The organism is Arthrobacter sp. 01N444 (genome assembly GCF_056399305.1).
Genome location: NZ_JBFTRB010000005.1, coordinates 220,510 through 234,465, shown reverse-complemented (window position 1 = coordinate 234,465; position 13,956 = coordinate 220,510). Strand labels below are relative to the sequence as shown.

Genomic DNA, 13,956 nt, shown 5'->3' with positions numbered 1-13,956 from the left:
GGAGAGCCGAGCGCGCGGGAAAGGTCGGGGCGGACCCGGTCCCGGGCCGGCCGGCGGAGCCGGGAGAGCCCAGGGGCCGCGGGCGTCCGTGCCGTGAAGGCTCAGATTGCCCCGGTGGATCCCGCAACCCCGCCCAGCAGCGGCGCCATCGCCCGCCAGCGGGCGATCTCGCAGCCATCGGTGCGGCTGAACGTGCTGTGGACTTCCCGGCCCAGGAACCAGCCGGTCACCACGGCGACCTGCGGACCCCCGTACTGCTGCGTGCACATCTTCGGCGGCCCCGGCTTTGGAAAGAAGATCGCCTCGCCGTGCTGCGTGACCGCCGCGAGGGCGGCCGCCGAATCCGGCAGCGTGGACGCCGGGGCGACGCTGCCGCCGTCGACCGCCAGTCGGAAGGTGTACTCCGGCGCTTCCGGGGCCTCCGTCAGCCGGACGGTGAGATCGATCTCGTGGTGGCTGTGACGCTCGTGGGTGGCGGTCATTGCTGTCCTTCCGTGTGTTCGGGGGCAGGGCCGGAACCCATCGACTGGAGCAGGGGAGCGAGCTCCTGCAACAGCCGCTGCCGCAGTACTTGTGATTCGGCTGAAAAAGCCCGCTGGTGCTCAACGTACGCAGCTTTGCCCTCGGGTGTCTCGATCCGGATCGCCGGATACCCCCAGTCGGCGAGGTCGTACGGCGACGCCCGCATGTCCATGGCCCGGATCCGCCACGAGAGTTCGAAACAGTCCATGACGAGCTCGCTGGGCAGCAACGGGGACAGCTTGTAGGCCCACTTGTATAGGTCCATGTTGGCGTGCAGGCAGCCCGGCTGCTCCATGGTGCGCTGGTTCTCCCGGCTGGGAACCATGCTGTTCAGCGGAACGGCGTCCGGGGTGTAGAAGCGGAAGGCGTCGAAGTGCGAGCACCGGATCCGGTTCTCCTCCACCACCTCGTCGGTGCGCCCGGACCCCAGCCGCAGCTGCAGGTACTCGTGCCGGAGATCGAACTTGTCCTGCCGGTAGACCATGGCCCACTCGTGCAGCCCGAAGCAGCCGAACTGGGCCGGCCGCGCGGCAGTCCCGGCCAGGATGATCCCTGCGAACTGCAGTGCCTCCCGGCGCTCCCTCAGGAAGGCGTCGACGTCGACCGTCACCGCCGGCGACTCCGCCGGCAGCCCGGCGGCCGCGAGTTCTGCGGCGTCGGCCGCGCGGTAATACTTCCACCCGGTCCGCGCCTCAGCCTCGGGGCCGGAGAGCACGACGCCGGCGCCCGGGTGCCAGCGCAGCAGCTGTCCGGGCTTCTGGGTGTAGTAGGTGAAGAGGAAGTCCTCCACCGGGTGCTTCCGGCCGGCGGAGCGCCGCTCGAGGTAGGGGTCCGCGTAGCGGCGGACATGTTGGACGTGGGCGGTCTGGCGCGGCAGCCATTCTTCCTGCTGGAGGTGCAAGGGCTTAGCTCGCCCCGCCGGATGAGCCCAGAACATCTTTGGCGGCGTTCCAGGCGGCGATTTCACAGCCGTTTGTCAGGCTGAAGCTCGCCTGAACCGCCCTGCCATCCACGACGCCGGTGACTGTGGCCACCTGCGGGCCGCCGTACTGCTGGGTGCAGGTCTGGTTCTTGGCGGGCGGGGCGGGGCTGAGGATGGCCGGGTTGTTCTTGATGGCGATGCACGCGGCGGCGGCGTTGGGGTGCTGGCTTTCGGCCGCCGGAACCCCGTTTTGGCACACCAGCGTGAAGTTGGCCGCGGTGCCGGTTTCGTTCGGCTTGACCATGATGGCGAGTTCGGCGTTGCCCTTGCCCGGTCCGGACGGCAGCGGGACGGCGGAGGGGGACGGTGCCGGCGAGGTCGTCTCCGTCTCCGGCGACGGCGAGCCCGACGGCGCTGTGGGTGACGGGCTGGAGGGGGTGCCCGACGTCGTGCTGGGGGAGGGAGAAGGTGTGGGCCCGCCGTTCGGCGTGCAGGCGGCCAGTCCGGCCACGGCCACCAGGACGGCCGCCAGGACAAGTGCCGGGCGGCCCGATTGCGTGCGCATCAGCAGTCCTCCTCTGTTTTGCCCAGTCTACCGCCGGGGCGCGTCCTCCGGGCCGGGCCGTGTGGCGGCGATCAGGTCCATCATGGTGGCGTGCAGCTGGCCGACCTGTTCACGGGTCAGGCCCAGCCGGGCCATCATGATGCCCGGGACTTCGGTGGCCTGCTCCCGAAGGGCGGCGCCGCGCGGCGTCAGCCGGACATCCAGGGTGCGCTCGTTGCCTTCCATCCGCTGGCGGGTGATGAAGCCGGCCGTCTCGAGCCGGCGCAGCAGCGGCGAGATGGTTGCCGGCTCCTGGGCCAGGGCGTCGCTGATGTCGCGGACCGACCGCGGGCTCGCTTCCCACAGGCACAACATCACGAGGTACTGCGGGTGGGTCAGGCCGAGCCTGTCCAGGACGGGCTTGTAAGCGCCCACGACGCTGCGGGAGGCCACCGTCAGGGCGAAGCAGAGCTGCTGTTCCAGCAGGAGGTCGTCCTGCGCTGCCTGGGCGTCCGGCAGGCCGTTCGTGGCGTGGCCGCCCTGAATTGCTGGGGTTCCTTGGGTCACACCGACTCCTTCGAATGATTAGTGCACTAATGATTAGCGTACACTGGGAGCATTGTCTTGCTCCCAGGAAAGGATAGCCATGGCCAAGGAAAACGCCGTCGAGAGGTTCATGCGGGCCACCGGGAAGTTCCGGGCGGTGTTCGGGCCGGCCAACCGCAGTTCACTCGGCCACGAGATGACCGACCAGAACAGGCGGCTGCTGGCGGCGCGGCAGGCTGAAACTGAACAGTGGGAGACCTTGCACCGGCCCGACGGCAGCACTTATGTGGTGCCCCGAAACCCTGACGACAAATCCCTGCGCTAGGTCCCTTTTAGCGCCACCCCACCCGGGCCATTTCCCGCTGCCGGGCGTAAAATGAGGGCACTGACACACCGCTGTGCAGCATCCTGAACCATCCGGGACGAGGAAAGGGGGTGGGACTAGTGACACGTGCTGTCAGAGCTTTCATGGAAAAGACCGACAAGCTGAGGCTGCTGTTCGGGCCCGCAAATCGAGGCGACACCGCGGCGCCTGTAGTTCACAAGCACGACGACTTCGAGCACGCCTCGGAAGACGACCTGGCAGGTTTCGAAGTCGAGACGGACGACCACGGACACCACTACGCTGTCCGGAAAACGGATCTCGGGAAAGAAGAGGTCTGACGAGGCCCGCTTCGCCGGTTCCGGGTACCGGGGGCGTCCTGGGCGGCCGCGTGGTACGCGGCCGGAAATGTGGGAATTCGGCCGGAAACGTGGGAATTCGGCCGGAGTTGTGGGGAAGCGGCCGACGACGGGCGGAGACGGGGAAGGGAGCGGCAGGTGCCGCTCCCTTCCCCGTCTTTATGCGGTCCGGGGTCCGCCCGGATGCGCAGGTGCGGCTAGCGGCCGGTGCCGCCGTAGACCGTGGCCTCGTCCTCGCTGTCGAGGTCAAAGGCCCTGTGGATGGCGCGGACGGCGTCGTCGAGCAGATCCGCGTGGGTGACCACGGAGATCCGGATCTCCGAGGTGGAGATCATGTTGATGTTGATGCCGGCCTCGGAGAGGGCCGCGAAGAAGCGGGCGGACACACCCGGGTGCGAGCGCATGCCGGCGCCGATCAGCGAAAGCTTGCCGATCTTCTCGTTATATTCGATGCTCTCAAAGCCGATCCGGTCCTGCGCGGCGTGCAGGGCGGCCAGGGCCTCGGCGCCTTCGACGATCGGGAGGGTGAAGGAGATATCGGTCCGGCCCGTGCCGTGGGTGGACACGTTCTGGACGATCATGTCGATGTTCGAGTGGGCGTCCGCGATGACCTGGAAGATCGCCGCTGCCTTGCCGGGGATGTCAGGTACGCCGACAACCGTGACCTTGGCTTCGGACCGATCGTGTGCCACACCGGAGATGATTGGCTGCTCCAAGGCAACTCCCTCTTGAGTCGTGATCTTGTCGTCGGCGCCGGGCAGAACCCAGGTGCCTTCGTTCTGGCTGAATGAGGAACGGACGTGCAGTGGCACCCCAAAGCGGCGGGCGTATTCAACACAGCGCAGGTGCAGAATCTTAGCGCCGGACGCGGCCAGTTCCAGCATTTCCTCGCTGGAGATGCGGTCGATCTTCCGGGCGGACGCGACCACGCGCGGATCGGCCGTGTACACGCCGTCGACGTCGGTGAAGATCTCGCAGACATCGGCGTCGAGCGCCGCGGCGAGGGCCACCGCCGTCGTGTCCGACCCGCCGCGCCCGAGCGTCGTGATCTCGTTCGTCGTGTGGCTCATGCCCTGGAACCCGGCCACGATCGCGATGTGCCCCTTGTCCAGGGCGGTGCGGATGCGGTGCGGGTCGACGTCGATGATCCGGGCCTTGCCGTGGATGCCGTCGGTGATCATGCCGGCCTGGGACCCGGTGAAAGACTGGGCCGAGGCGCCGAACTTGTTGATGGCCATGGCCAGCAGCGCCATGGAGATTCGTTCGCCGGCGGAGAGGAGCATGTCCATTTCGCGGGCGGGCGCGGAATCGGTGACCTGGCCGGCGAGGTCAAGGAGCTCATCGGTGGTGTCGCCCATGGCGGAAACCACCACGACGACCTCGTCGCCGGCGTTTTGGGCATCCACGACCCGCCGGGCGACGCGCTTGATGCCTTCTGCGTCAGCCACCGAGGAACCGCCAAATTTCTTCACGACAAGGTGCTTGGTGGCGGCGGCCGAGACGGGCAACGTCTGCGATCCGGGCTGGACTTCGGTAGTGGGCAAACTCATTCGCGCACCCTCACTGGATCATCGGGGTTCTGGGCCAGGCAACCAAACGGCGCGACGGCGTAACTTCTCACCCCAGTTTATCGCCGTGCCGCCCGCGCCGTTGAATTGTGACCGAATGGCAGACACTCCGGGTTTTGTCTCCACCGGACATGCCCAGTGCTGCGGGCAAGGAGTGGACATGCTCACTGCTGCCGCGGGACATGCTCATTCTTGGCGGGCTGGAGTGGGCATGAGGGCATTGTGTCCATTCCCGGGCAGGGGCGCTGGACATGTCCGCCGGGGCAGGGTGGGGGAGCTCGGGCCAGGAGTGGACATGCTCAGTGCTGCCGCGGGACATGCTCATTCTTGGCGGCCTGGAGCGGGCATGAGGGCATTGTGTCCATTCCCGGGCAGGGGCGCTGGACATGTCCGCCGGGGCAGGGTGGGGGAGCTCGGGCCAGGAGTGGACATGCTCAGTGCTGCCGCGGGACATGCTCATTCTTGGCGGGCAGGAGTGGGCGTGAGGGCATTGTGTCCATTGTTGGGTGCGGGCGCGGGGCATGTCCGCTGGGCGTGGGCGTGGGCGTGGGCGTGGGCGCGGGGCATGTCCGCTAGCCGCGGTCCAGCCGGTAGCGCCAGGACGGGAGCTGCTTTCCCGCTGTGTCCTCCGCGACGGGGAAGAAGCGGTCCTTCCGGAAGCCCAGGCCCTCGAGTAGCCTTCGGGACGGGAGATTGGGCTCGTAGACTCCCGCGAAAATGGTCTCGCTGCCGCGGGCGCCGAAAAGCCAGTCGACCAGGGCGCCGGCGGCCTCCCGGCCGAGACCGAGCCCGTGGTGCTCCGGGTGAAGAACGTAGCCCAGGCTGGCTGAGTCTGCGGGAATCCGGCCGGGCGCCGGGGGTTCCTGCGTGTTCCAGGTCCGGGCGTCGCCAACGACTTCACCGGTGGCCCGGAGCTCGATCGCCCAGCCGAAGTGAAACCACTCGGCCGTGGAGGATGCCGCCGCGGACAGTGTCTGCTCAAGCCGGGCGCTGTTCTGCGCGGGGGTGAGCGGACCATGGGACAGGTACCGCGTGGCCGCCGGATGGGCCCGGAATCGGAGCAGGGCGCCGGCGTCGTCCGCTGTCAACGGACGCAACAGCAACCGCCCGGTGAGGAGCGGCGCCGGGGTGCCGCTGCCGGTGGTTGCCACGAATCCGTCAGCTCAGCTCAGGGCGTTGCGGCGGCCCTCGAAGGCCCTGCCGAGCGTGACTTCGTCGGCGTATTCCAGGTCCCCGCCCACGGGCAGGCCGGACGCCAGCCGGGTGACGGCGATGCCAATCGACTTGAGCATCCGGGCCAGATACGTCGCCGTGGCCTCGCCCTCGAGGTTGGGGTCGGTGGCGATGATGATTTCCTGAATGGCACCGTCGTTGAGCCGGGTCAGCAGCTCACGGATCCGGAGCTGTTCCGGACCGATCCCGGCGATCGGATTAATCGCGCCGCCCAGGACGTGGTACCTGCCGCGGAAGGACCGCGTGCGCTCCACCGCCAGGACGTCCTTGGATTCTTCGACGACGCAGATCACCGTGGGATCCCGGCGCGGGTCGCGGCAGATGTTGCACAGTTCCTGCTCGGTCACGTTCCCGCAAACCGTGCAGAACTTGACCCGTTCCTTCACGGTGGTGATGGCATCGACAAGCCGCTTCATGTCCTGGGGATCAGCCTCGAGGATGTGGAAGGCCAGCCGCTGGGCTGACTTCGGCCCCACTCCGGGAAGGCGTCCGAGCTCGTCGATCAGCTCTTGAACTGCGCCTTCGTACACAATGTCCTCGTTCTTTTGGAGTGGGGCCGGGGCCAGCCGGCAGGGGGTCTGCTAGAAGCGGGGCGGCAGGGGGCTTCCATCCAGGGAGCGCTCCTCCACCAGTTTCCCGCCCAGAATACGCTCGACGGCGGCCCGGCCGAAGACGCCCGATTCCTCGATCGTTTCGTCGTCGGCGCTGGGGATGTCCTGTACGTAGACGGTGGTCGCGGCGGCAGCTCGGGTGGGGGCCTTCGCCCGCCCGGCCTCGGCCTCGGGACTGTTCGACAGCCGCTGGTACAGGCTTTGCCGGCCTGCCGGGGCGGCGGCCTCGGGAACGGCAGTGACCGCAACAGCCTCCGCGACGGCAGCTACGGCAGCGGCGGCCACACGCGGCGCAACAGACTCCGCAACCGCCGGCGCCGGAGCCGGAGCCGCTTCGGCCCGGGCCGGGTGGTCCGAGGCCAGTCCGGACGGCGCGGACACGACACCCGCGTACTCCGGGATCTGTGCCGCCGCCGGCTCGTAGTGCACAGGCTTCGGCTCGGGCTCGGGCGCAGCGGGTTCGACATCCGGGCTCGTGTACCGGCCGAGGTTCGAATCTGTGCCGACCGTCCAGACACCGGGTGACTGCTCGACGGCGCGGGCCCACGCGTCATCCGACGCGTCCGGGTCTGCGCCCGGTGTCCGGGCCGGGGAACCAACGGTTTTGGACGCCGGCGCGGCAGGGGACTTGCGGGCCGGAGCAGTAGCGGCAGCCGCGGGCTCGGGGCGGCGCGGCGTGGCTACGGGCGAGGGGTCCCAATCCATTGGTGGTTCCTCGTCCAGCGGAGGGGCGTCCTCGTCCCGGGGCGGTCCCCAGTCGTCATCGGCGTCGGCGTAGGACCCGGAAGGCTCCGAAGGGCCGTCCGATTCGGCTGCTGGCTCGGCTGCGCGGACCGGCGCCTGGGCTGCGGGGGCGGGTGACTGCGGTTCCGCTGCCGGCGCGGCGGCACGGACCTGAGCCGGGGCCGCGGGGGCCGGAGTGGGTTGCGCCGAAGGCATTGAGGCGGCGGGAACGTGCGCCGGGGCCACCCGCGAGGGGACGGCTTCAGCGGCATCGTTGGCCGGAGATGGGGCCTGCTGGGGAGCCGGGCTCAGGCCCCAGGCGACGTCGGCCGATGTCGCCTGGCTTGCGGACGATGCCGGGGTCTCCGGGCTAGCCGGCGGCGCTTTTGGGTTTGGCTCAGAGCTCGCTGGGCTGTTGCTGCTGCCGGCCACGGCCCGGATCTGGCAATCGATGCCGATGGTCTTGTGGATCGCCTGCCGGAGGTTCTCGGCGTGGTCGGCCCGGCCGAAGGCGCCCGCCAGCCCGGCGGTGGTGAACGCGAGGGTCAGGACGTGGTCTTCGAAGTGGCCGACCTGGGCGTTGGGTTCCACCAGCGCCCAGGTGCTGCGTTTGATCTTGGTGAGCGTTTGCAGGATCTCGGGCCAGGCGCGGCGCAAAACCTCCACGTCGGCTCCGGGTCCGGCGGCGGAGCCGGGAGCGGGGCTGGGAACAGCGGCAGGCGCCCGGCCGGGCTCGGCCGGCTCGGGACGCGCGGGGACGGAGGGTGCTGGGGTAGATGCCGCCGGGGCAGACGGTGCAGGGGCGGACGGTGCAGGGGCGGATGGGGCAACCGTTGGGGCAGTCGCCGACGCGGGCAGGGACGGAGGCGCGGCGGCGGGACCTGCGGCGGGGGCGGGCCGGCTGGCCGCCGCGGGTTCGTCCACAGGCCAGTCGCTGGTGCTGACCCGTGGTGCCGTCAGCGGTTCTCGGATGGGTTCGTCCTGCCGGGCGGGCGCGGAGACTGTGGCCGGCGGCTGCTCGCCCTGACGCGGGGCGGAGGGGGTGGTGGTCGTGGCAGCCGGCGCGGCGTGCGAAGGTGCGGCGGGCACGTGCGCTGCCGGCAACTGTGGCGCGGCTGCCTGCTCCGTGCGTGCAGGGGGAACGGTGGCAGGTGCGGGGGCGCTGGCGAGGGGAGCCCCGACGTCGTTCCCGGCGTAGTTCAACCGCCGCTCGACGCGGTCGATCCGGGCCGCAATGCCGCGCTCGGTCTGCTCGGAGCTGGGCAGCAGGATGCGGGCGCACAGCAGTTCCAGGTGCAGGCGCGGAGAGGTGGCCCCGGTCATGTCCGTGAGCGCGGTATTGGTCACGTCAGCGGCGCGGGAGAGCTCGGCCGCCCCGAGGTTGTGCGCCTGGTTCTGTAGCCGGGCGATCTGGTCCGCCGGCATGCCGCGGAGGATGGACTGGGCGCTTTCGGGCATGGCCTGGACGATGATGAGGTCGCGGAAGCGTTCCAGCAGGTCCTCGACGAAGCGCCGGGGATCGTGCCCGGTCTGGATGACGCGGTCCACAGCGCGGAACACCGTGGCGGCATCCGACGCCGCGACGGCTTCGACGACGTCATCGAGCAGGGAGGCGTGCGTGTAGCCCAGGAGGGCGACCGCGAGTTCGTAGTCCAGTCCGTTTGGTCCGGCGCCGGCCATGAGCTGGTCGAGCACGGAGAGGGAGTCGCGGACCGAACCGCCGCCCGCGCGGATGACGAGCGAGAGCACCCCGGGTGCCACGGGGACGTTCTCCTGGGTGCAGAGCAGCTCCAGATACGCCATGAGAGGCTCCGGCGGCACCAAGCGGAAAGGGTAGTGGTGCGTGCGGGAACGGATGGTGCCGATGACCTTGTCCGGCTCCGTGGTGGCGAAGATGAACTTGATGTGTTCCGGCGGTTCTTCGACGATCTTGAGCAGGGCGTTGAACCCGGCCGACGTGACCATGTGGGCTTCGTCGATGATGAAGATCTTGTAGCGGTCCCGGACGGGGGCGTAGGTGGCCCGTTCCCGGAGGTCGCGGGCGTCGTCCACACCGCCGTGGCTGGCGGCGTCGATCTCGATGACGTCCAGGGAGCCGGAGCCGCCGCGGGCGAGTTCCACGCAGCTGGGGCACTTGCCGCAGGGAGTGTCCGTGGGGCCCTCGGCGCAGTTCAGGCAGCGGGCCAGGATGCGGGCGGAGGTGGTTTTGCCACAGCCGCGGGGGCCCGAAAAGAGATAGGCGTGGTTGACGCGGTTCTTGCGCAGGGCCGTCATGAGAGGCTCGGTGACGTGCTCCTGCCCGATAACGTCCGCGAACGAATCGGGGCGGTATCGACGGTAGAGGGCGGTAGTAACAGTCACAGATAAACCCTACCAATCGGCACAGACATAAAAGACCCCTCATGCACCCGCCAGAGCCCGTTTACCCTTGCTACCTTCCGGTCCTGGGGGAGTTCAACAGGATGACGCCACATGAGGGGCCGTCAGCAAGTTTACCTGACGATTGGGTGTGCCCCGAATTGGCCCGGTTTGGCCCTTGATCCTCGATGGGGCATGCCCATTCTTCGCGTTAGGGGCGGGCCGCAGGAGTGGGCGCGGTGGGGCTATGTCCAGCGGTCGGGCGGGCCGTGGGGCATGTCCAAGTGGCGGGAGTGGGCAGTGTGGGGCATGCCCATTCTTGGCGGGAAGGAGTGGGTTATTTGGGACTGTGTCCAGCGGTCGGGCGGGCTGTGGGGCATGTCCAGTCGCGGGAGTGGGCAGTGTGGGGCATGCCCATTCTTGGCGGGAAGGAGTGGGCTATTTGGGGCTATGTCCAGCTCTCAAGCGGGCCGCGGGGCATGTCCCGCGGAGGAGCCGCAGGCCGGGGCGGGGAGGCTCAATTGGGCGAAGCCGGAAAGTTCAGGTATTCTAGTATCTGCTTTTGATTCAGAAGCAACTGGAGAATTCGCCTAGCGGCCTATGGCGCACGCCTGGAACGCGTGTTGGGTTAACGCCCTCGGGGGTTCAAATCCCCCATTCTCCGCGGTTGGCCCCGGTCCTCGGACCGGGGCCTTTTTGCGTCTACGGGCCTTTCGCGTCTCGGGCATTTCTATCCTCGTGAGCTTCTCGTGAGGTTCTGGCCAAGACTGCGTCCTCCGGCAGTACCGGCACCGATTCATCCGCCAAGTCGGCTCGGACGCCCAGCCGCCTGTGCCCCAGCCCCCTGTGCCCCAGCCGCCTGTGCCCCAGCCCCCTGTGCCCCAGCCGCCTGTGCCCCAGCCCCCCGTGCCCCAGCCGCACTGCGCCCCCGGCCCGCCCCGAACCAGCAAGCCGCCGCCGCCGCCCGCCGGCCCAGACTCAGGCCCGGTATCCCAGCCGGCGCAGCCGGGCCCGGGCAGCTTGCTCGCTCGGGCCCATCCGGCCGAGGGCCACATGCACCACGCCGAGCGTGACCCGGGTGGCCAGGGTTACCGGCAGCGGTATCGGGCCCAGCCGCGCGGTCCGCAGACCCAGGAGCTCGCGGTACTTAGGTTCAAGACTGACGACTGCGGCCGCGAACAGCACCCGGTAGCCAAGCCTGAGCGCGGGGTGCAGGGGCGGGTCGCGAATGAACGCCACCGTTTCGGTGACCCGTTCGTCACAGCGGAGCTCGCCGGCGTCGTACCAGCGGTCCAACTGCTGCCGCATTTCCGCTTCGCTCAGCGGCGGTGCCTCGACGCCCATCAGCCGGCCGGCCTGGGCCCACTCACGGACGTAGGCATCAGGTCCGCCAGGAATTGGCCGCCCCCACAGCTTGTGGGCAGAGAGGAAGGCGTCTGTAAAGGCAATGTGAACCCACCGGAGCAGCTCGGGATCGTTGGCCGCGTAACTGCGCCTGATGCCGTGGCCATCCACAAATTCTCCCCGCACCGTCCGGTGCAGCCGAAGAACCCAGTCCGACGCCGCCGTCGCCGTATCCGTGGAGCCATACGTCACGGTGAAGATCCAGCGGATCGTGCCAGCCAGCCGGCCCAGCGGGTCTTCGCGGAAACGGGAGTGATCGTGGACTCCGGCCAACGCGCCGGGATGGAGCGCCTGCATCAGCAGTGCCCGGATGCCCGCCACGATGGTTGGCATGTCCCCGTGCACGGCCCAGACGGCCGAGCCGGGCAAGTGGTAACCGGCGTCGTCCCCCTCGGCCAGGCCCGGCACCCACTCGGGCACCGAATCGCGCGTCCCCGTGAACGTCTGTTTGAGTTCCGCCTGCCATTCCCTGAGGACATTTCGCATCCTTCATTCTTACCCGTCCCGGCGGCGTGCGGCACCTGCAATTGTGCGGAGAACTACTGGGGCGCCGCTGGCAAGCTACTGGGGACATTCGCGGATCTCCGATTGGTCCCGCAAAAGGAACACGCTGACGGTTCACAGACCCGGCCGTCTGTGGTCACATAGGGAGGTAAGTCCGTGAAGATTGGGGTCTGGCGGACATATTGCGGGAGTCATTTCGTGGGAAAACACTGGGGAAACTCATCGAGTGAGCAGTCAGCGAGGGCGCGGACCATTGCCGTGCGCTGCGTGTCCGGAGGCCTGTGCCTGTCCTTGGCCGTGCTGGCATTCGGCGGCTTTCAGGGACTGAGCGCCTTTGCGACCTACGGCGCGCCCACCGCCGTCCCGACGGCGGCCATGCCTGCCTCCGGCGACGTGGGACCGGAGGCCCTGGACCCGCTGGCCCACTCCGCCGCGACCGCGCCAGCAGGGACTCCCGGCGCCGGCGCTGTCACCGCCGATGCCCAGGCGCTCGTGGCCTTTAGCCGGAGCACGGTGGACACGGCCACCCGGGCAGGGGTGCGGGGCGAGCTCAATGTGGCCTCGGCGTCGCTGCACCGGCCCGCGGTGGGTTTCCTCATGGCCCCCCTTGAATCACTGGTGCCTTCGTCCCCGTTCGGGCTGCGCACCAGCCCCCTGACGGGATTCGCGGGCGAATTCCACTGGGGCCAGGACTTCGCGGCCCCCTGCGGCACCCGGGTCTACTCCGCCGACGCCGGTGTGGTGCGGGCCGTCGGGTGGCACCCGTGGGGCGGCGGAAACCGGGTGGAAATCGACCACGGCAACGGTCTCATCACCACGTACAACCATCTGGAGGCGATCGCGGTCAAGAAGGGCGACTCCGTGCGGGTGGGGGAAATTATTGCCCGGGTAGGTACCACCGGATCCTCTACCGGCTGCCATCTTCACTTCGAAACCATCCTCAATGGCTCCCACACTGATCCGCGCGATTGGACATTTCTCCCCATCAAGCAGGTGGATCAACTCGGCCCGATCGACATGACCAGTTACGCACCCGACGCCGGTAAGGCAACCAACGCGGGGATTGGCTGGGCGATTCCTGTCCGGGAGGACCTGACCCATGTGGTGGGCGACGGCGTTCAGGAGCAGCCTGCCGCGGTGGCCGCCAAGCCGTCGGGGAGTGCCTCGCCTGCGGCTACTGAAGCCGCCGCCGACAAACCGTCCCCAACGCCTTCAGCCACCTCTAAGCCGACACCCACGGGCACTGCTTCCGCGACCCCGACGCCCACCGGCACTGCCACCCCTAAGCCGACACCCACCGGCACCGCTTCCGCGACCCCGACGCCGACCGGCACTGCCACGACGACCGCGCCTGCCGCGCCCACCCCAACCCCGTCGGCAACTGCGACCCCGACGCCGTCGGCGACCGCCACCCCGACGCCGTCGGCGACCGCCACCCCGACGCCGGCGCCAACCCAGACGGGAACAGCCTCAGCCAAGCCATCAGCACCGTTATCGGTCCCGCCGCCGGTGGCACCGCCGTCCTCCGCGCCCGCGTCAGTCTCCGCAACGGCGACGGAGGCTGCCGCCAAGACGGCCACCCCGGTGCCGGCCCCGCTCACTGTGGAGCCGGACCCGGTCACCGCGCCGGCCGATACGCCGAAGCCACGGGCGGTCACGCAGTCGGCCACTACGGCCGTGACAACAGAACCCTCAGCGACGCCCGGCGGCTAGCCCCCGCCGCGCCGCAGGGCGTTGTTCCGGCGTCATGTCCGGGAGGCACACCCATACCCGCAGGCCCCGGTGCCGAATAATGGAGTGACCAGTTCAGATTCCCTGCTCCGGACCATCGACATCGCAAGGACGCGCCCCATGACAGCTCTGCACTCCATTCCCCTGACCCTCATCGACGGGACCGAGACCGATTTTGGCCGATTCAAGGGCGAGGTGGTTCTGGTGGTCAACGTGGCGTCCCAGTGCGGTTTCACGCCCCAGTACGCTGGACTCGAGGCGCTGCACAACAAGTTCCGGGGCCAGGGCTTCCAGGTCCTCGGCGTCCCCTGCAACCAGTTCGCCGGGCAGGAGCCCGGCGGCGAGGCCGAGATTGCCGAGTTCTGCGAGCGCAATTTCGGGGTGACCTTCCCGCTGACGGTCAAGGCCAACGTCCGGGGAAAGAACCAGCACCCGCTCTACGCCGAGCTCACCAAATTCAAGACGGGAATCCTGCCCGGCCTGGTGAAGTGGAACTTCGAGAAGTTCCTCGTGAACCGCGACGGCGAGGTCATCGCCCGCTTTGCGCCCACCGTTGAGCCGGACGCGCCGGAGATCATCGAGGCTGTTCAGTCCGCCCTCGACTGACCC

Annotated in this window: 13 protein-coding genes, 1 tRNA gene and 1 other RNA gene; 5 read left to right on the top strand and 10 right to left on the bottom strand. The window is 68.9% G+C overall.

Annotated elements, in window-relative coordinates; translation table 11 throughout:
• Positions 1-101 precede the first annotated feature (101 nt).
• Genes AC1DKN_RS08745 through AC1DKN_RS08730 form a run of 4 tightly spaced genes read right to left on the bottom strand, consistent with a single transcriptional unit; the run spans position 102 to position 2,507 of the window.
• Positions 102-482, bottom strand: a complete 381-nt coding sequence (locus AC1DKN_RS08745; RefSeq protein WP_476871037.1) for a serine protease inhibitor — start codon at positions 480-482, stop codon at positions 102-104.
• On the bottom strand, positions 479-1,459 hold the full coding sequence (locus AC1DKN_RS08740; protein ID WP_476871036.1) for a 3-methyladenine DNA glycosylase: 981 nt from the start codon (positions 1,457-1,459) through the stop codon (positions 479-481). Before AC1DKN_RS08740 ends, AC1DKN_RS08745 begins: the two co-directional genes overlap by 4 nt.
• The gene (locus tag AC1DKN_RS08735) at positions 1,428-2,009 is read right to left on the bottom strand and encodes an SSI family serine proteinase inhibitor (protein ID WP_476871035.1); all 582 of its coding nucleotides are present in this window, start codon (positions 2,007-2,009) and stop codon (positions 1,428-1,430) included. Before AC1DKN_RS08735 ends, AC1DKN_RS08740 begins: the two co-directional genes overlap by 32 nt.
• A 27-nt stretch (positions 2,010-2,036) precedes the next feature.
• Complete coding sequence (locus tag AC1DKN_RS08730) at positions 2,037-2,507, bottom strand: MarR family winged helix-turn-helix transcriptional regulator (protein WP_476850579.1); 471 nt, start codon at positions 2,505-2,507, stop codon at positions 2,037-2,039.
• A gap of 127 nt (positions 2,508-2,634) precedes the next feature.
• Between AC1DKN_RS08730 and AC1DKN_RS08725 the strand changes: the two genes are divergently transcribed.
• Positions 2,635-2,859 carry a hypothetical protein gene (locus tag AC1DKN_RS08725; RefSeq protein ID WP_028278007.1) on the top strand — a complete coding sequence of 75 codons (225 nt, stop codon included), beginning with the start codon at positions 2,635-2,637 and terminating at the stop codon, positions 2,857-2,859.
• Positions 2,860-3,002: 143 nt separating this feature from the next.
• Positions 3,003-3,197, top strand: coding sequence for a hypothetical protein (locus tag AC1DKN_RS08720; protein ID WP_043436631.1), 195 nt, complete (start codon positions 3,003-3,005; stop codon positions 3,195-3,197).
• Positions 3,198-3,412: 215 nt separating this feature from the next.
• On the opposite strand, the gene AC1DKN_RS08715 is transcribed toward AC1DKN_RS08720, so the two are convergent.
• From AC1DKN_RS08715 to ffs, 5 genes are all read right to left on the bottom strand, one after another.
• Complete coding sequence (locus AC1DKN_RS08715; RefSeq protein WP_018774393.1) at positions 3,413-4,765, bottom strand: aspartate kinase; 1,353 nt, start codon at positions 4,763-4,765, stop codon at positions 3,413-3,415.
• 590 nt (positions 4,766-5,355) lie between these two features.
• Entirely contained in the window at positions 5,356-5,934 is a 579-nt protein-coding gene (locus AC1DKN_RS08710; RefSeq protein ID WP_476850515.1) for a GNAT family N-acetyltransferase, read from the bottom strand.
• A 12-nt stretch (positions 5,935-5,946) separates the two neighbouring features.
• On the bottom strand, positions 5,947-6,546 hold the full coding sequence (gene recR / locus AC1DKN_RS08705) for a recombination mediator RecR (RefSeq protein WP_018774392.1): 600 nt from the start codon (positions 6,544-6,546) through the stop codon (positions 5,947-5,949).
• A 51-nt stretch (positions 6,547-6,597) separates the two neighbouring features.
• On the bottom strand, positions 6,598-9,711 hold the full coding sequence (locus AC1DKN_RS08700; protein ID WP_476871034.1) for a DNA polymerase III subunit gamma and tau: 3,114 nt from the start codon (positions 9,709-9,711) through the stop codon (positions 6,598-6,600).
• Positions 9,712-9,738: 27 nt separating this feature from the next.
• Positions 9,739-9,835, bottom strand: an RNA gene (gene ffs / locus AC1DKN_RS08695) — signal recognition particle sRNA small type.
• A gap of 452 nt (positions 9,836-10,287) precedes the next feature.
• Here ffs and AC1DKN_RS08690 point away from each other — a divergent pair.
• A tRNA-Ser gene (locus AC1DKN_RS08690) sits at positions 10,288-10,372 on the top strand.
• 314 nt (positions 10,373-10,686) lie between these two features.
• On the opposite strand, the gene AC1DKN_RS08685 is transcribed toward AC1DKN_RS08690, so the two are convergent.
• A complete protein-coding gene (locus AC1DKN_RS08685) occupies positions 10,687-11,598 on the bottom strand; it encodes an oxygenase MpaB family protein (RefSeq protein ID WP_476871033.1) in 912 nt (303 codons plus the stop codon).
• A 216-nt stretch (positions 11,599-11,814) separates the two neighbouring features.
• Between AC1DKN_RS08685 and AC1DKN_RS08680 the strand changes: the two genes are divergently transcribed.
• Positions 11,815-13,329, top strand: a complete 1,515-nt coding sequence (locus AC1DKN_RS08680) for a M23 family metallopeptidase (RefSeq protein ID WP_476871032.1) — start codon at positions 11,815-11,817, stop codon at positions 13,327-13,329.
• Between the two features lie 138 nt (positions 13,330-13,467).
• A complete protein-coding gene (locus AC1DKN_RS08675; RefSeq protein WP_230007873.1) occupies positions 13,468-13,953 on the top strand; it encodes a glutathione peroxidase in 486 nt (161 codons plus the stop codon).
• The last annotated feature ends 3 nt before the right edge of the window (positions 13,954-13,956 follow it).